Here is a 16254-nt window from a genome sequence, read left to right as displayed (position 1 = left end):
AGGCAGTGAGATAGCTCACAATCTTCTCCGATCCCTCTTCAAGAGGGCTGCGTTACACCAGCACCTTTGCTCAAGAGAACGGACAGCCAAGGCCCTCCGTGTGGAAACGGCAACGCTTTCACGCTTGCGGGAGCTGAGCCACTGTGGGGCGGATGACTCACTGTCAGGGCCTCAGGAACCGAAAGGCGAAGTGATCGGTCTTGCCCTTGATCGAAGGATCGAACACCTTGCTCGAGTGCGGATCGTCCTTGTTCGCCAGCATGGTGCTTTCCGCGTCCAGGATGAAACCGGCCGCCTCCACCTCCTCGCGAACGGATGCAGGCTCGATCCGATGTAGCGACTGTGCCTCGCTCGTGCCGGCCCCAACGGCGGCGGCGTGGTCCACGATAACGTAGGAACCACCGGGCTTCAGCCGCTCGTAGACGGCTTGATTGAAGTCGGCCGCCGTCGCGCCCCCGGCTTGAATCAGAGCGGTGTGGAGATCGTGATAGAACAGATGCAGCCATATAACATCCGCTGGCTGCGTGACCTCCGGCATCGCCACAAGGTCCGCCGAGACGGCTTCGACGTTCTCTCGGCCCGGCTCCTTCGCGAGCGTCCGCATGCGGCCGACCGGATCGTCCTTGAAGTGGGCGACTTCGGCCGGCACGAAGCTGTAGACACGTCCTTGGGGTCCCACGATGTCTGAGAAGACGCGGGTCCAGTCGCCGTCGCCCGGGTAGACGTCGATGACGGTGAAGCCCGCATCCGCGCGTGCGAACCGGATCAACTCGGATAGCTTGGATTGGTCGTACATCGAGATCTCCTTTCGTTTGAGCATTCGACGAGCGCCAGCGTGCGAGGGGGCGATCCACGGCTGATCCGCCGTCCACCCCATTCGATGGCCGCAGACGGCAAGCGCTACGCCGATCCGGACGCGTCCATCTGCGAGGCGCGTGCCAGTGCTTGTGTGTCGACGTATTCCCGGATGTTGGTCAATCTGCCGTCCCGGACCGTGATGGCGAAGATCCAGTCGTCCTCGAACGTCTTGTTCGTGGCCTTGATCTTTCCCCTCGCGGAGCCGACGACCAAACCCGGCCGATCGCGGCGAAGAAGTCCCTCACGGTCTGGATGGTCTTCTCGATAGTCATGGGAATTTCCCTATTTCGCACGGACCGCATCACGCTCGGTCCGGTCCGTGCATCGTGACCCTGCCGGTGGGCACGTCGTGTTCATCGGTCGAACTTGACCAGGTCCTTAAAGATCAGATGACCCCAGCTATTTCCGCGCGCCTGGACCAGCAGCCCACCTTCCGAAAGCCCGCCAAGTTTGATCGGCGAGAAGCCGAGATTTTCCGCGAGCGTACCAATCTCCGCTGCGGCAGCGTCATCGTCGCTCGCCAGGAACACGACTCTCCTGCCGCCATGCACTGCTGGATCTTGCTCAAGGGTGGCAGCGCCCAAATGGTTGAAGCCCTTGACCAGTCGTCCACCGGGGAAAGCCTGCGCGATGAACTTGGAAGAAGGCTGTCCTCCCAGCTTCTCAGGGGGTACGCCGTAGGCATTGGTCACATCGACGATGGTCTTCCCCTTCCAGGTGGACAGCGCCTTCGCGACATCCGGATGGGACTCGAAACGGACTGCCAAAAAGATGATGTCCGCCTTGACCGCGTCCGCCAGCTTTTTGGGGATGATCGTAGGCCCGATCGCGGCCGCGTCCGCGGCAAAGCTTTCCGGGTCGCGCGTGGTCGCGACGGATACCTCGATGCCCTTGCGAGCAAATGCCTTGGCGAGGGCTCGGCCAACATTGCCGAAGCCGATAATTGTGTAGCTCATGATGTTTCTCCGATCTTGTGTGATGCCGAGGTCAGACCTGGGCCATGCCTCCATCAACGGCGAAATCTACGCCGGTGATGTAAGAGCTTTCGTCAGATGCAAGGAACGTGACGGCAGCCGCGATTTCCTCTGGCTTGCCCCTGCGACCCATTGGGATCTGTGAAGCAAACTGGGCGGCCGCTTGCTCGGCTTGCTCGGGGGTAAGGCCCGTCGTTGTCGCCAATGCCGGGGTCTCGATTGGTCCGGGACTCATTGAATTCACGCGAATTTTGCGATCTTTCAGCTCCAGTGTCCAAGCGCGCGCGAAGTTTCGCACCGCCGCTTTACTCGCTGCGTAGGCGCTGAACCCTGGCAGCCCCAACACGTTGGAGACCGAAGAGGTCAGGATGATCGAACCGCCGTTACTGAATAGTGGAAGCGCCTTCTGTACCGTGAAAAACAACCCCTTCACATTCACATCGAAGGTTTGGTCAAAATGGGCCTCAGTCGCTGCCGCGAGCGGTGCGATTGTCCCTGCGCCTGCGTTCGCGAAGAGAATGTCGATGTGGCCGTGTTTCTCTTTCACGACGGCATAGACCCGGTCCAGATCCTCCAAGCGCGACACGTCGCCTGCGACCGTCGTAACGTTTCTCTCGATGAAGGCCGCGGCCTCCTTCAGCTCTTTCTCTCGTCGCCCGGTGATCACGACGTGCGCGCCTTCTTCAACGAAGCGCTTGGCTGTCGCCAAGCCGATCCCGCTGCTTCCGCCGGTGATGACGGCGACCTTATTTTCTAACTTTTTCATGATCTTCTATCCTTCGTTGTGTGAGCCAGGCGCGGGAACGCGCCAGCGTCAGAGTTGCGCCAGGCCGCCATCAACGGCGACCTCGCTGGCGGTCATGAAGCTGCTGTCCGACGACGCGAGAAAGGCAGCCACCGCCCCGATTTCCGCCGGATCGGCCATGCGCTGGAGCGGAGTCATCGAGGCGAAGACCTTCTGTCCTTCCTCGCCCAGCGCTTCCTTTGCGAGGTCGGTCGCGGTCGCCCCGGGCGACAGCACGTTTACGCGGATACCGGTGCCCTTCAGGTCCTCCGCCCAGGTCCGCGCGAGGTTGCGCACTGCCGCCTTGCTCGCGCTGTAGGCAGTGAACCCCGGGGCGCCCGTGGTGCCGGCGCTCGATCCGGTCACGATGATCGAACCCCCTGGGCCCATCAGCGGCAGCGCCTTCTGGACCGTGAAGATCGTACCCTTCACATTGGTGTCGAAGGCTTCGTCAATGTGCTCGGCGGTGATCTGGCCGAGCGGAAGCGGGCCTCCAGCCCCGGCATTGGCGAAGACGATGTCGAGGCTTCCGCGTTCGGCCTTCACCGCAGCGTAGAGCCGGTCGAGGTCGGCCTCATCCGAGACCGAGCCTTTCACCGCGCGGGCATTGGGCCCGAGGTCCGCCACAGCGGCGTCGAGCGCTTGCTGCCGGCGGCCGAAGATGAAGACGAAGGCGCCTTCCTCGATGAAGCGCTTTGCAGCGGCGCGGCCGATGCCGGTAGCGCCGCCGGTGATCACGGCGGTCTTTCCATTCAGTCTGTTCATGTCGTGCGTCCTTCGTTTCGCCATCTCGGGTCTTTGGCTGTACGGTGGGTCAACCCGAGAGCCTGAACATGGGATCGCCGAAGTCGGGCGGTGAGTGCGGAATCGCGCACATCGGTGGTGCGAAAACGATCCACCCTGACGATTGAACGCCGCAACAGTCGCGCGCATTACAGCTCGGCGTGCTAGAATGGGCTTCGGAAGGCGCAGCTGGCGGCGCGGGAATGCACCATGATTGACTGGGATGACGTTCGCTACTTTCTTGCCGCCGCGCGCGGCGGCTCGGTGCGGGCTGCCGCCGAGCGCCTCGGCGTGTATCACTCGACCGTGCTGCGACGAATCGCTCAACTTGAGGAACGCCTCGGGGCGCAGATGTTCGAAAAGCTGCCTTCGGGCTACCGCCTGACGGCTGCGGGCGAGGAGGTCCTCGAGCTCGCGAACCAGATGGAAGCGTCGTCGCACCAGCTGGAGACGCGTGTCTTCGGTCGCGACCAGAGCGCGCGCGGGCTGTTGCGGGTGACAGTTCCACCGTTCCTCGCCACACACCTGCTCATGCCGGATCTCGCCGACTTCGCGCGTATGCATCCGGACATCGAGATGGAAATCTTGACCACTGGCGAGGTGGCGAATCTGACTAACCGAGAGGCCGACGTCGCGATCCGCATTGTCGCCGACCGCAAGACCCTGCCGCTCAATCTTCACGGCCTGAAGGGACCGGAGGTGTTCAGCGGCGTCTACACGTCTCGCGATCGACTACCCGCGTTGCGTGCGGGCACGCCTGATCCCCTCCGGTGGATCGCAATAGACAATCATGGAATTCCGGACTGGGCGCGCGAGGGAGAAGTTCACATCACGGGAGCTCCGTTCAGGACTCCGGATGCCGAGACGCAGATCATCGCGGCGCAGCAAGGGATCGGGATGACGAAACTGCCGTGCTTTGTCGGAGATGCCGACCCCCTGCTCGTGAGGGTGCCGGGCACCAACCCGCCCATGCATGGGACACTCTGGATTCTCACGCAGGGGGAGACACGCAAGACGAAGCGCGTTCGGCTTTTCACGGAGTTCGTATCCCGCAGGCTCGCCGCGTACGCTCCGCTTATCGCGGGACTGTCCGTAACGCGTGACTAACGCCCGTCTGGGACTGGCGGTCGCCTGCCCTTCATGAGACATTTCGGGATCTCGATCGTCCATCAAAATTTTGGGTTGGTTGCCCGCCAAGCCTCGTACTCTTCGGTCGCACTTGGGTGCAGCGGATAATAGCGTTGCAACGACCCGCCCTCCATGAGCTTCATGCGTGAGAACTCCTCCCAGTCGTGATGTTTCTGGGATTCTTCGATCACCTTCGCGGCCATCGCAACGGGTAGCACCACCACCCCATCATCGTCGGCGACGATGATGTCGCCGGGGATCACGGTGACACCGCCGCAGGCAATCGGAACGTTGACGGCATTGGGATAAATGCTGGTTTGCACATGGTAGTTGGGCGTCCAGCCGCGCAGCCATAGGGCCAGATCGAGCTTTTCGACATTGGGCCGGTCGCGCATGCAGCCGTCGATGACGATGCCCGCGCCGCCTCTGCCCTTGAAATACGTCGACATCATATCGCCGAAGACGCCCGAACTCATGTCGCCGCGCGCATCGACCACGACCACATCCCCTTCCTGTGCGTGGTACAGCACATGCCGGTGCAGCTGTGTTTCCGGATCGGCATATTCTCCCTCGTTGAAAAGATCGGGCCGCTGCGGCAGGAACTGCAGCGTCAGCGCCGGCCCGACGATCGATCTCCCGTGGTTCTGCGCCACCGGGCCGACCATATGCGGATTGCGGAAGCCCATATGGCCAAGCGTGCCGGCAACCGTCGCGGCGCCGATCTCCTTTAGCGCGTCGATCAGATCCTTCGGCGGCCGCGTGATGTCGGAAGTATGTGTCATTGTGGACTCCGATTGAAAGGGAACTACCAGTTCGTGACAGAACCATCGCGGCGCTTGAGGTGGGGCGCTTCCCAGAAATGGAAGCTCTGCGCCTGGACGGCCTCTTCGTTGACCTCGACGCCGAGCCCCGGCAGATCGCCCACCGGGTAGTCGGGGCCGTCGAGCCGTGGTTGCACCGGGAAAAATTCGGAATTGTCGAAGCCGAGCCTTGCTTCGGGGGCCCTGGTTTCGAGCCACGCGAAGTTGGGGACCGCGGCGGCCAGATGCACGGTCGCGGCCGTGCACACTGGACCAAGCGGATTGTGCGGCATCAGGTCCACATAGTGCGCCTCGCTCCAGCCAGCGATTTTCATTGCCTCGGTGAACCCGCCGGCATTGCAGATATCGAGCCGGTTGAACTGGTGGATGCCGCGCTCGATATAGGGCAGGAACTGCCACTTGCTGGTAAATTCCTCGCCAATGGCGAAGGGGATGTCGGTCATCGTGCGGAGGGATTCGTACGCTTCTGGCGTCTCGTCGCGTATCGGCTCCTCGAGAAAATCGAGCACGCCGCGGTCGAGCTTGTTGCAGAAGCTCGCCGCCTCCGCCACCGACAGCCGATGATGATAGTCGATGCCGAGGACGACATCGTTACCCAGGTGCCGGCGCGCCTTGTTCAGCATGGTCGCGGTAGCGCCGATCGACTCGCGTGGCTCGAAAACATCCCTGCTGTTTTGCCCGACGGGAAAGAAGCGGATCGCCTGCCAGCCTTGTGCGCGCAGTTCGCGGGCCCGCTCGATGGCAACATCGCCCTCGGCCTCGTCTCCGGTCGAGGCGAAGGTGGGGATCCGGTCGCGCTGCTTGCCGCCCAGCAATTCGTAGACCGGCACCCCCAGCGCCTTGCCCTTGATATCGTGGAGGGCGATATCGATGGCCGAAATAGCTGCCTGCAGAACCCGACCGCCTTCGAAATACTGGCTGCGATAAACCTCCTGCCAGATCCGCCCGATCTGCATGGGATCGCGGCCGATGAGAAACTCGCGATAGTGCTCGACCGCGCCGGCCACGGCCTTCTCGCGGCCGCTCAGGCCGCTCTCGCCCCAACCGAAAATGCCCTGGTCGGTCTCGACCTTGACCAGCATCTGATTGCGCGTTCCCACCCATGCCGGATAGGGTTTGATCGCCGTGATCTTAAGTTTCGTAGTCATCCACGCCCATGTCCCACACGCATCCGCCCTGTCTCAGTTGGCCTCGAGAGCCATCTCGGTTTCACCGTCGAACAGATGCATCCGCTCCTGGTCGAACTCGAGCCAGATCCGCTCGTCGGGCGCGACGGCAATGTTGGGCGGCACGCTGACGTTGACGATGGCACCGGACAGGAACGCCTGCACGAAGGTGACGTCTCCGGTTGGTTCCACCGTGTAGACCTTGGCCGGGATGCCGCCTTGCACGGCGCTCTTGTGCAGCTTGATCGTCGAGTGGCGTGCGCCGAGCACGATTTTCCTGGTCGTTGCCCCCGTGACCTTCTGGACGTTGCGCGGCGAGAGCCCGAGGCTCCAGCCCTCCGCGCTGGTCAGCACGGTGTTGCCGTTCGCCGTCGATGTCTCCAGCGGAATGAGGCTCATTGCCGGGCTGCCGATGAAGCTGGCGACGAACATGTTCACCGGATGGGCAAAGACCTGCGCCGGTGAATCGTATTGCTGCAGGAAGCCGCCGTTCATCACCGCCATCTTGTCGGCCATGGTGACGGCTTCGAGCTGGTCGTGCGTCACATAGATGATCGTCGCCTTGAGGTCCTGGTGGAAGCGCTTGATCTCCGACCGCATCTGTACGCGCAGTTTCGCGTCGAGGTTGGAGAGCGGCTCGTCCATGAGAAACACCGCGGGATCGCGCACGAGAGCACGGCCCAGCGCCACACGCTGCTGCTGCCCGCCCGAAAGTTCGCGCGGCTTGCGCTCGAGCAGGTGCGTCATGTCGAGCACGCGCGCCGCTTCCTTGACCTTCTTCTCGATCTCGTCACTGGGCAGTTTGCGCATCTGTAGCGGGAACGCGAGGTTCATGTAGACCGACTTTTGCGGATAGAGCGCGTAGTTCTGGAACACCATTGCGATGTCCCGGTCCTTGGGGTCGAGATCGTTGACCACCTGGTCGCCAATGAGGATGTCGCCCGATGTGATCGGGGTCAGCCCGGCAACGAGATTGAGCGTGGTCGTCTTTCCGCAGCCTGAAGGGCCGACAAGCGCAACGAACTCGCCGTCGTTGACCGTCAGTGAAACGTCGTTGACGGCCTTGAAGCCGCCATAGGTCTTGACGAGATCTTTGAGGACCACATGGGCCATCGGCAACTCCCTAATGCTTGACCGCGCCTTCTGTCAGGGCGCGTACGAAGTATCGCTGCAGGACGAGGAACAGCACCACGACAGGCACGCTCATCATGAAGCTCGCCGCCATCAGTCCCGGAAAGTCCGTCGTGTTTTCCGAGAAGAAGCGCTGGATGCCGACCGGCAGGGTCAACTGTTCATTTTTGGAGAGGAACGTGTAGGCGTAGATGTACTCGTTCCACGCGCCGATGAAGGAATAGATCGCGGTGGCGATGATCCCCGGCGTCGAGAGCGGCATCACGATCATGATGAAGGCCTGGAACCGTGTTGCCCCATCGATACGCGCCGCCTGCTCGAGCTGCACCGGGATGTTGTCGTAAAAACCCTTGAGCAGCCAGATCGCCAGGGGCAGGCCGAAGGTGAGATAGGTCAGGATCAGCGAGCCATGCGTGTTCACCAGCCCGATCGCACGCATCAGGATGAAGAGCGGCACGAGAAAGATCACCGCTGGGAACATGTTGCGCAGCAGCACGGCGAAGAACAGGAAGTTCCGGCCGGGGAAGGTGAAGCGCGAAAACGCGTAGGCCGCGGGGACGGCAACGATCACCGAAAGGATTGTCGTGACGGTCGACACGAACAGGCTGTTCCAGAAGAAGCGCAGGAAGTCCTGGCCGACGCTGTTCTGCGGATCGAGCAGCTTCTTGTAGCTGGCAAGCGTAGGCTCGTTTGGCCACCATTGCGGCGGGAATTGCGTCGCCGCGAAGCCGGACTTGATCGAGGTGATCAGCATCCAGATCATCGGCACCGCGGTGTAAATCAGCATGAACAAGAGGAAGATGCGCCCGGCCCAGCGCCATCCGTCGACGCGCATGCGGCGATGGGGCCGGCCTCGGGAGGCTGTCTCTGCAAGCGTGCTCATGTGCTCCCCTCTTTCCGCTCATTGCCGCTTAGCGCCCGGACGTAGAAATAGCCCAGCGTCATCAGGATGAGGAACAGGAGCACCGAATAAGCCGATGCCACGCCCCAGCGCTGGCGGCCGAAGGCGAGCTCATAGATGTGGGTTATCCAGATATGCGATGCGTTCGACGGCCCGCCTGCGGTCATGATCCAGGGGATGATGAAGGAATTGAAGTTGGCCACCGCGAGCAGCAGGATCGTCACCACCGAGACGTTGCGCAAGTGCGGGAAAGTGACGTGCCAGAAGCGCTGCCATGCATTGGCCCCGTCGACCTTGGCGGCCCGCAACAATTGCTCGGGGACTGTCTGCAGGCCGGCCATCATCATGATCATGGCAAACGGAAACTCGCGCCAGATATTGACGACGATCAGGGAGGGCAGCACCGTGCTGACGTTGTCGATGAAATTGGGTGGCCGGTCAGTCAATCCGAGGCCGACCAGCACCGCGCCGATGATGCCGAAATCCGAATGGTAGATCCACTTCCAGATATAGGAGGCGGCAACGGCGCTGATCACCCAGGGAATGATCAGGATGGCGCGCAGGACGCCGCGGCCGACAAAGTCTCGGTGCAGCGCCAGCGCCGTGGCAAATCCCAGGACAAAGGAGATGAAAGTGGATCCGAATGTCCAGATCAGGGTGTTCCAGGTTACTTTCCAGAACACATCGCTGGTGAGGATGGTGGTGTAATTGTCGAAGCCGATGAAGGTCTTGTCGCGGAGCTGCAGACCGGGGGGCGTCTTATAGAACGACAGCTCGATCGTGTAGTAGATCGGATAGGCGATGACGACGAGCATCACGGCGATCGCCGGGAGCACGTATGCGTAGTCGGCGCGATGGGCCCAGATGTTCCGCAATGCGCCTGACCCGCCGGGTTGCGATTTTCGGCGAGCCTCGGCCTTGCCGGTCACGATCGTCACTGTGGCGTGCCCTTGTTTTTCGAAAAGAACCGGCTGCGCTCTTGGCGCAGCCGGTTCGCAGGTCAGGTTGGGACTAGAGCCCGCCCATTAGGTCTTTCACCTTCTTGGCCGCATCGTCCGCTGCCTGGTCGACGGTCATCGCGCCGGTCAGCGCATTCTGCAGCATGTCCGGGACGATGATATTCATGATCTCGGGGGATTCCGGCAGCGCCGGGAAGGGGATGCCATAGGGCAGCATCGAAGTCGTGACATCGAGGAACTTGATATGGTCCAGACGTTCCTTCATCCATTTGGTCTTGAAGCCGTTAAGATTGCCCGGGTTCGAGCCGGCATAGGCCATCTTCAGCGACCATTCGGGGCTCGCCCACATGCAGATCATCGCCTTCGCGGCCGGCTCGTCCACCTTGCCACCCTCTACATACTCGGGCTTCAGGATGTGAATGTTCGAGCCGCCGAACACGACGGCGCGCTTGCCGTCAGGACCGGTCGGGATCAGGCCGTAGCGCATATTGTCGATGACGGTCTGCGCCTTGTCCTTGTCGGTCCCGGTCGCCTTGGCCTGCAGGTCGAGCATGACGTTGTAGTCGGACGGGTGGGAAACCATCATGCCCAACTGGCCGGCGACGAACAGAGGCTGGTTGTCGGCCTGCTGGTTGGTGAGCGCCGAGACCGGAACCGACTTGTCGCGGACATACATGTCGTATGAGGCTTGCAGCGCCGCCTTGCTCTGCGGGCTGTCGAGTTCCACCTCCTTGTAAGTCGGGTTCGCGGTGGCTTCGTCGAAGACGCCGCCGCCATAGGCCCACAGCTGTGGCATGAAGCGATAGGGCGTATTGCCGGCATTCTTGCGAGCCACGAGGCCGTAACCGGCAATGCCGAGCTTGTCGTGGATCTGCTTGGAATATTTGACGACGTCGTCCCAGGTTGCGGGAGCCTTGTCCGGATCGAGACCCGCACGCTTGAAGATGTCGGCATTCCAGATGAACGCCATCGTCTCGTTGTTCGTTGGAACGCCGTATGTGACCCCATCCCAGGTCACGGCCTTCATGGCGCCGGGCCAGAAATCCTCGGTCGAATAGCCCACATCCTCCGGCTTGAGCGGCTGCAGATAGCCTTTCGAGGCGAATTCGGTACCGCCCAGGATTTGCAGGCGCACCGCCATCGGCGCGGCATTGCCCAGGAGCGCGGTGCGGAACTTGTCGAGAAGGTCGTTATAGGTGAGGGCCTGTTCCTCGAGCTTGATGTTCGGATAGGTCTTGCGGAAAGTCTCGAAGAAATCCTTGTAGTACTGGCGCAGCAGGTCGGGATCGCCCTCGAACACGCCCTGATACCAGAAAGTCAGTCGCCCCTTGTAATCCAGCGGCGTGACCTTGGCGCAATCGCCGGCCGTGTCGAAATCCTGTGTTCCCGCGATGGAGCGCACATATTCGGGCGACCATTTGCTGAGGTCGACCGGTGGCGCACCCAACGCCGATGTGGACATAAGTGATGCCGTCAAAATACCGACGACAGTGCCGCGCAGGACCGCACTGCCGAGCATGATCCTCGTCATAGGTATCCTCCCTGGTTCTCCGCCCTGCGATCGCGAGGATGGTTATTGCAGTACGGTGTATCCTCTCGACCACTTGGTACGTTTTCAGAACATGGATTGCCTGTCAACGCACGAGATCGTACATTGTTTATGGGAACCGTGCGTGATATCGGACAGACTGTGTATTAATTTGGGGAGCCGGCCCTTGGCCGAAACAGACGATTTCAAAGCAAAGCCACCCCCGGGGATCGACGCCACCGGAGCCTCCAGCGAGGGTGCCTCGCTTTACGAACTGATCAGGGAAGACATCATCGAGGGACGGCTCGCCGCCAACGAACGGCTTGTTGTGACCGATCTCGCCCGCCGCCACGGCACGTCGACCAATCCCGTGCGCGAGGCCCTGCAACTGTTGCGGGGCGAGGGGTTCGTCATCTTTTCTCCCAACCGCGGGGCGCGTGTAAGGCCCATCGATCAGGATTTCGTCCGCGATATCTACGAGATCGGAGTTCTGATCGAGCCAGCCCTGACGCGATGGTTTGTAGGTATGGCCACCGGCGAGGACATCGCCGAACTCGAACGCATCCAAGGCCTGATCGAAGAGAACAATTTCGCCGACACGTTCAGGCACAGTGAACTGGATACCGCATTTCACACGGTGATGTACCAGCGGCACTATAACCGCCATGCCGCCGAGCTCTGGTGGAAGCATCGCGAAGTGCTGCGAGCGGTGAGCCGGCGTTTCAATTTCACGCTCGCGCGGCGTGCCGCGATCATTCGTGAGCATCGCGAACTCATTGCGCTCATCAAGACCGGGGAGGCCGACAAGGCGGCCGAACTCATCTCCCGCCACGTCGAGGGTTCCGGCCGGCATGTTCTCGAACAGATGCGTGCACGCAACGCCGCTCGGGCCGGATAGGACGAGGGGTCAGGTCTGGAACAGCGTGGTTGACCACTAGTGAAAAGGCAGTTGAAATGAAAATCACGAGCGTTCGGCCGTGGCTGATCAAGTCTGGTGCTTCCTATTGGGGGGAATTCCTGTTCGTCGAGGTAACGACAGACGAGGGAGTGAGCGGCTGGGGAGAGATCACCACCACCACGAAGCTCGCCAACCGCGCCCTCTGCACGATCCTTCGACAGATCGGAGCCGCCGTGACAGGCGAAGATCCGGCGCGTATCGAATGCCTCTGGCACAAGATCTTCCGCGGCTTCACCTATATGGGTAGCCGTGGCGCCGCGGTCGAATGCGTGAGCGCGATCGACATAGCCCTCTGGGACATCAGGGGCAAAGTCCTCGGCAAGCCGATCTACGAGCTGTTGGGCGGGCCGGTCCGCGATGAGATCGCGCTCTACACCCACCCCAACCAGGCCAAATTCACCAGCAAGGACGCTGTGGTGCGCGAAATCCTGGACATCGTCGAGTCCGGACATACTGCTCTCAAGTTCGACCCCTTCCCCCACCAGGGTCGCGATGCCGACGGTGTGTCGCGCGAACAGCGGGACGGCTATCTCGACGGCGGCATGACCCGCAAGGACGAGCGCGAGGCTGCCGAACTCACGGCTCTGATCCGCGAAACGGCAGGCCCCGACATCGACATCCTCATCGATGCGCACGGCCGCTTCGATGTTCCGACCGCCATTCGCCTCTGTCGCAGCCTCGAGGAGGCCGGCCAGATCGACTGGTTCGAGGAGCCATGCCCGCCCGAGAGCCTTAACGCCCTCAAGCAGGTTCGCGAGAAGGTCAGTGCCGCTATCTCTTGGGGCGAGCGTGGCCACACAAAGTGGGATTTCGTGCCGGTTCTCGAGAACAAGCTCGCCGACTACATCATGCCTGACGTCACCTGGACCGGCGGAATTACCGAACTCAAGAAGATTTCCGCTCTGTGCGAAGCCTACTACATCCCAGTCTCGCCCCACGACGCCGCGGGACCGATCAACGTGGTTGCGGGAGCGCAGGTGATGATGACCGTTCCGAACTTCTACAAGCTCGAAACGTCGGAGTGGAATTTGGGCAAGTACGATCATCTTATCGACAAGCCGCTCGATGTTTCGAACGGTAGCCTCAAGCTCTCGTTGAGGCCGGGTCTCGGCATCGAGATGAACCGCGATTACCTGCAAGCCCATGAGATCGAACTGGGCTAGCAACGCAATCGGCAGCATGCGGGCGACGACCCGCAAATCAGAACGGGGATAAGTCATGCCAAAGACGGATGGAGCCGACGAGGCCCTCAACCGGGTCAACACCAACTCGAAGCCGTCCGAGCTTCGCATCACCGACATGCGGGTGGCCGAGATCGTCGGTGCGCCGTTCACCTCGGCGCTGCTCAAGATCTATACCAATCAAGGCATCGTCGGGCTTGGCGAGGTGCGCGACGGCGCCAGCGCCACCTACGCGCTGATGCTGAAGAGCCGGCTGCTTGGCGAGAACCCTTGCGACATCGATCGCCTGTTTCGCCGCATCAAGCAATTTGGCGGGCACGGTCGGCAGGGCGGCGGCGTCTCGGCGGTCGAGATCGCGCTCTGGGATCTCGCCGGCAAGGCCTATGGCGTTCCCATCTACCAGATGCTCGGCGGCAAGTTCCGCGATCAGGTGCGCGTCTATTGCGATACCGATGCCGAGAAACCGAGCGGCACCGAAACCGGAAAGCGCCTCAAGCAGCGCATGGACCGTGGTTTCACCTTCCTCAAGATGGACCTGGGCTTGATGCAGATCGCCCATGTCCCGGGCGCCGTATCCGCGCCCGCCGGCGCGCTCGAAGGGTTTCATGCCAATCCGCGCGGCCGTGGCGGCACGCTTGAGGAGCGCAAGGCCCGCAATCTCGCCTACGACGCGCAGAACGTGCAGCACCCGTTCACCGGCCTGCATTTCACCGAGAAGGGGATCGACCTGCTCGAGCAGTACATCCACGAGGTTCGCGAGGTGATCGGATACGAGATCCCGCTCGCCATCGACCATGTCGGCCACATCTCGCTGCAGGACGGCATTCGCCTGTCGCGTCGCATCGAGAAATACGCCCCGGCCTGGCTGGAGGATGTGATCCCCTGGCAACACACCGAGCAGTACCGGCAATTGCAGGGGGCCACCACGGTGCCGATGTGCACCGGCGAAGACATCTACCTCAAGGAAGGCTTCGAGCCGCTGCTCAAGAGCGGCGGCCTCTCCGTCATCCACCCGGACCTGCTCACCAGTGGGGGTATTCTCGAGACCAAGAAGATCGGCGACATGGCGCAGGATCACGGTGTCGCCATGGCCATCCATATGGCCGAAAGCCCGATCGCCGCGATGGCCGCCGCGCATGTCGCGACCGCTACCGAAAATTTCATGGCGCTCGAATACCACTCCGCCGATGTCGACTGGTGGGACGATATCGTCACAGGCCTTCCCAAGCCGCTCGTCAAGGACGGCTTCATCACCGTGCCCGACAAGCCGGGGCTGGGCATAGACGATGTGGTCGACGAGGTGATCAGCCAGCACCTGCAGCCCGGTGTCGCCGGGATATGGCAATCCACCGAGCATTGGGACAATGAATATAGCTGGGACCGGACCTGGAGTTAGCCCAGACTCCTGCCCTCACTCTCCTTGGCTCACAGGGCCGACGACTGACCATTCGTGTCGACCTCTCCCAAGGGAGAGGCGAAGAAAGAAACGGACGAAACCATGATCTATGAACTGCGCATCTATGACTGCCTGCCGGGCAGGCTGCCGGCGTTGCTCAAGCGCTTTTCCGAGCAGACGCTGGCCATCTGGGAGAGGCATGGCATCCGCCAGGCCGGGTTTTTCACCACGGTGATCGGCGAAAACAGCAATCGCCTCACCTATTTCCTAGCCTGGGAATCACTGGCCGAGCGTGAGGCGAAATGGACGGCTTTCGTCACCGATCCGGCATGGCACAGGGCCCGGGACGAGTCCGAGCGCGACGGGCAGATCGTTGCCAATATCAGCAGCCAGCTGCTCACGCCGACAGCTTTCTCGTCCGTGAGATAGGACTGCGCGATGAAGATCACCGACCTTCGCTGTGCCGTTATCGGCAAGCACCCCATCGTTCGCGTCGTGACCGACGAGGGCCTCTATGGACTGGGAGAAGTCGAGTTCACCAAGACCTACCTCAAGCCCTTTGTGCTGCATTTCCGCGAGGCGCTGATCGGCGAGGATCCGACCGATGTCGAGCGGGTCATGTTGAAGATCCGCCAACGCGGTTCTTTCAAGCCCTACGGCGCGGCGGTCAGCGCTATCGAACATGCGCTTTGGGACATTGCCGGCAAGGCCGCGGGCGTGCCGGCCTATAAGCTGCTCGGCGGCAAGGTGCGCGACAAGGTACGCGTCTATAACGGCTCGATCCGCCAGAAGCGCACAGGCGACCGGCCGGAGGACTATGCCGCAGACGTCAAATGGATGATGGAGCAGCCGCAGAACTTCTTCATGGTTAAGCAAGGAATCTCGTTCCATTCCAACATGAAGGACACCATCGAGGACTTCCATTACGGCGTGACGCAGAAGAAGGCCGGCTATCACGGCGCCATGGATCAGGGCGTGATCAGCGAACGCGGTTTCAACCACATGCTCGACTGCGTGATCGCGATGAAGGAAGTGCTGGGCGACAAGGTCAGCCTGGCACTCGACTGCGGCCCGGGCTGGATGCTGCCCGATGCGATCAAGTTTGCCCGCGCGGTCGAGAGGTACAATTTGATGTGGCTGGAGGACATGCTGACCGGCGACTATGTGCCGTGGGTCAATCCGCAGGCCTACCGGGAACTGACCACCTCCACCTCGACGCCGATCCATACCGGCGAGCAGATTTACCTCAGGCACAATTTCAAGGAGCTGATCGAGACACAGGCGGTGCGCGTCATCGGCCCCGATCCTGCCGACATCGGCGGCATTGCCGAGCTCAAATGGGTCGCCGAGCACGCCTATATGCACTCGATTCTGATGGCGCCGCATGGCACGGCGAATGGCCTGCTGGGCCTCGGCGCGCTGATCAACGTCTGCGCCACCTTGCCCGCCAATTACGTGGCGTTCGAATACCCCAGTGCCTCGGACCCCTGGTGGAACGACATCGTCATCGGCCTGCCCAAGCAGATCGTGAGGGACAGCATGGTGGATCTGCTGGAAGCACCGGGGCTAGGCCTCGATATCGACGCCGAAAGCGCCAGGAAGTATTTGCTGGCGGAGGATGCCGGATTCTTCGATTGACCGGCGACGGTGGCCCTCGATCTCACCGACCGAGGGCCCGCTTCAAAG

General features: G+C 61.6%; 16 protein-coding genes and 1 pseudogene. 6 read left to right on the top strand and 11 right to left on the bottom strand.

The genetic code is table 11. The features are described 5' to 3' along the window. Window positions 1-163: 163 nt before the first annotated feature. From MESAU_RS26980 to MESAU_RS26960, 5 genes and pseudogenes are all read right to left on the bottom strand, one after another. Entirely contained in the window at window positions 164-796 is a 633-nt protein-coding gene (locus tag MESAU_RS26980; RefSeq protein WP_015319207.1) for a class I SAM-dependent methyltransferase, read from the bottom strand. Window positions 797-900: 104 nt separating this feature from the next. Beyond that, a pseudogene (locus MESAU_RS26975) lies at window positions 901-1083 on the bottom strand (nuclear transport factor 2 family protein); the annotation flags it as partial. A gap of 128 nt (window positions 1084-1211) precedes the next feature. Continuing rightward, window positions 1212-1814, bottom strand: coding sequence for an NADPH-dependent F420 reductase (locus tag MESAU_RS26970; RefSeq protein ID WP_015319206.1), 603 nt, complete (start codon window positions 1812-1814; stop codon window positions 1212-1214). 31 nt (window positions 1815-1845) lie between these two features. Beyond that, window positions 1846-2598: an SDR family NAD(P)-dependent oxidoreductase gene (locus MESAU_RS26965; protein ID WP_015319205.1), complete on the bottom strand. Its 753-nt coding sequence runs from the start codon at window positions 2596-2598 to the stop codon at window positions 1846-1848. Between the two features lie 48 nt (window positions 2599-2646). Continuing rightward, window positions 2647-3381, bottom strand: a complete 735-nt coding sequence (locus tag MESAU_RS26960; protein WP_015319204.1) for an SDR family NAD(P)-dependent oxidoreductase — start codon at window positions 3379-3381, stop codon at window positions 2647-2649. 228 nt (window positions 3382-3609) lie between these two features. Between MESAU_RS26960 and MESAU_RS26955 the strand changes: the two genes are divergently transcribed. Next, window positions 3610-4506 (top strand): LysR family transcriptional regulator, encoded by an 897-nt coding sequence (locus MESAU_RS26955; RefSeq protein ID WP_015319203.1) that lies wholly within the window; start codon window positions 3610-3612, stop codon window positions 4504-4506. A gap of 62 nt (window positions 4507-4568) precedes the next feature. Here the strand turns inward: MESAU_RS26955 and MESAU_RS26950 are convergent, their stop codons facing one another. The 6 genes from MESAU_RS26950 to MESAU_RS26925 all read right to left on the bottom strand — a co-directional run bounded on the left by MESAU_RS26950 (window position 4569) and on the right by MESAU_RS26925 (window position 11036). Then, on the bottom strand, window positions 4569-5309 hold the full coding sequence (locus tag MESAU_RS26950; protein WP_015319202.1) for a ribonuclease activity regulator RraA: 741 nt from the start codon (window positions 5307-5309) through the stop codon (window positions 4569-4571). A 23-nt stretch (window positions 5310-5332) separates the two neighbouring features. Continuing rightward, window positions 5333-6496 (bottom strand): mandelate racemase/muconate lactonizing enzyme family protein, encoded by a 1164-nt coding sequence (locus MESAU_RS26945; protein ID WP_015319201.1) that lies wholly within the window; start codon window positions 6494-6496, stop codon window positions 5333-5335. A 33-nt stretch (window positions 6497-6529) separates the two neighbouring features. Next, entirely contained in the window at window positions 6530-7627 is a 1098-nt protein-coding gene (locus MESAU_RS26940) for an ABC transporter ATP-binding protein (RefSeq protein ID WP_015319200.1), read from the bottom strand. Between the two features lie 10 nt (window positions 7628-7637). Next, window positions 7638-8528: a carbohydrate ABC transporter permease gene (locus MESAU_RS26935; RefSeq protein WP_015319199.1), complete on the bottom strand. Its 891-nt coding sequence runs from the start codon at window positions 8526-8528 to the stop codon at window positions 7638-7640. Further along, entirely contained in the window at window positions 8525-9484 is a 960-nt protein-coding gene (locus MESAU_RS26930) for a carbohydrate ABC transporter permease (RefSeq protein ID WP_015319198.1), read from the bottom strand. The genes MESAU_RS26935 and MESAU_RS26930 overlap by 4 nt, the downstream gene beginning before the upstream one ends. 73 nt (window positions 9485-9557) lie before the next feature. Beyond that, the gene (locus MESAU_RS26925) at window positions 9558-11036 is read right to left on the bottom strand and encodes an ABC transporter substrate-binding protein (RefSeq protein ID WP_015319197.1); all 1479 of its coding nucleotides are present in this window, start codon (window positions 11034-11036) and stop codon (window positions 9558-9560) included. Window positions 11037-11220: 184 nt separating this feature from the next. Between MESAU_RS26925 and MESAU_RS26920 the strand changes: the two genes are divergently transcribed. From MESAU_RS26920 to MESAU_RS26900, 5 genes are all read left to right on the top strand, one after another. Continuing rightward, window positions 11221-11931 carry a GntR family transcriptional regulator gene (locus MESAU_RS26920; RefSeq protein WP_015319196.1) on the top strand — a complete coding sequence of 237 codons (711 nt, stop codon included), beginning with the start codon at window positions 11221-11223 and terminating at the stop codon, window positions 11929-11931. Between the two features lie 56 nt (window positions 11932-11987). After that, window positions 11988-13154 carry a mandelate racemase/muconate lactonizing enzyme family protein gene (locus tag MESAU_RS26915; protein ID WP_015319195.1) on the top strand — a complete coding sequence of 389 codons (1167 nt, stop codon included), beginning with the start codon at window positions 11988-11990 and terminating at the stop codon, window positions 13152-13154. Window positions 13155-13209: 55 nt separating this feature from the next. Continuing rightward, a complete protein-coding gene (locus MESAU_RS26910; protein WP_015319194.1) occupies window positions 13210-14568 on the top strand; it encodes a mandelate racemase/muconate lactonizing enzyme family protein in 1359 nt (452 codons plus the stop codon). Between the two features lie 102 nt (window positions 14569-14670). After that, entirely contained in the window at window positions 14671-14997 is a 327-nt protein-coding gene (locus MESAU_RS26905; RefSeq protein WP_015319193.1) for an NIPSNAP family protein, read from the top strand. A 9-nt stretch (window positions 14998-15006) separates the two neighbouring features. Next, window positions 15007-16206, top strand: a complete 1200-nt coding sequence (locus MESAU_RS26900) for a mandelate racemase/muconate lactonizing enzyme family protein (protein WP_015319192.1) — start codon at window positions 15007-15009, stop codon at window positions 16204-16206. Window positions 16207-16254: the final 48 nt, after the last annotated feature.

It is taken from the genome of Mesorhizobium australicum WSM2073, assembly GCF_000230995.2.
Lineage (GTDB): Bacteria > Pseudomonadota > Alphaproteobacteria > Rhizobiales > Rhizobiaceae > Mesorhizobium > Mesorhizobium australicum.
The sequence above is the reverse complement of the archived record's forward strand: the minus strand, read 5'-3'. Positions and strand labels throughout refer to the sequence as shown.

Bases quoted from the DNA above. Each gene is read 5' to 3' on its own strand.
- MESAU_RS26935 (WP_015319199.1), bottom strand. From the start codon at position 8,528: ATGAGCACGCTTGCAGAGACAGCCTCCCGAGGCCGGCCCCATCGCCGC.
- MESAU_RS26950 (WP_015319202.1), bottom strand. From the start codon at position 5,309: ATGACACATACTTCCGACATCACGCGGCCGCCGAAGGATCTGATCGAC.
- MESAU_RS26940 (WP_015319200.1), bottom strand. From the start codon at position 7,627: ATGGCCCATGTGGTCCTCAAAGATCTCGTCAAGACCTATGGCGGCTTC.
- MESAU_RS26960 (WP_015319204.1), bottom strand. From the start codon at position 3,381: ATGAACAGACTGAATGGAAAGACCGCCGTGATCACCGGCGGCGCTACC.
- MESAU_RS26955 (WP_015319203.1), top strand. From the start codon at position 3,610: ATGATTGACTGGGATGACGTTCGCTACTTTCTTGCCGCCGCGCGCGGC.
- MESAU_RS26900 (WP_015319192.1), top strand. From the start codon at position 15,007: ATGAAGATCACCGACCTTCGCTGTGCCGTTATCGGCAAGCACCCCATC.
- MESAU_RS26970 (WP_015319206.1), bottom strand. From the start codon at position 1,814: ATGAGCTACACAATTATCGGCTTCGGCAATGTTGGCCGAGCCCTCGCC.
- MESAU_RS26980 (WP_015319207.1), bottom strand. From the start codon at position 796: ATGTACGACCAATCCAAGCTATCCGAGTTGATCCGGTTCGCACGCGCG.
- MESAU_RS26925 (WP_015319197.1), bottom strand. From the start codon at position 11,036: ATGACGAGGATCATGCTCGGCAGTGCGGTCCTGCGCGGCACTGTCGTC.
- MESAU_RS26965 (WP_015319205.1), bottom strand. From the start codon at position 2,598: ATGAAAAAGTTAGAAAATAAGGTCGCCGTCATCACCGGCGGAAGCAGC.
- MESAU_RS26910 (WP_015319194.1), top strand. From the start codon at position 13,210: ATGCCAAAGACGGATGGAGCCGACGAGGCCCTCAACCGGGTCAACACC.
- MESAU_RS26915 (WP_015319195.1), top strand. From the start codon at position 11,988: ATGAAAATCACGAGCGTTCGGCCGTGGCTGATCAAGTCTGGTGCTTCC.
- MESAU_RS26905 (WP_015319193.1), top strand. From the start codon at position 14,671: ATGATCTATGAACTGCGCATCTATGACTGCCTGCCGGGCAGGCTGCCG.
- MESAU_RS26945 (WP_015319201.1), bottom strand. From the start codon at position 6,496: ATGACTACGAAACTTAAGATCACGGCGATCAAACCCTATCCGGCATGG.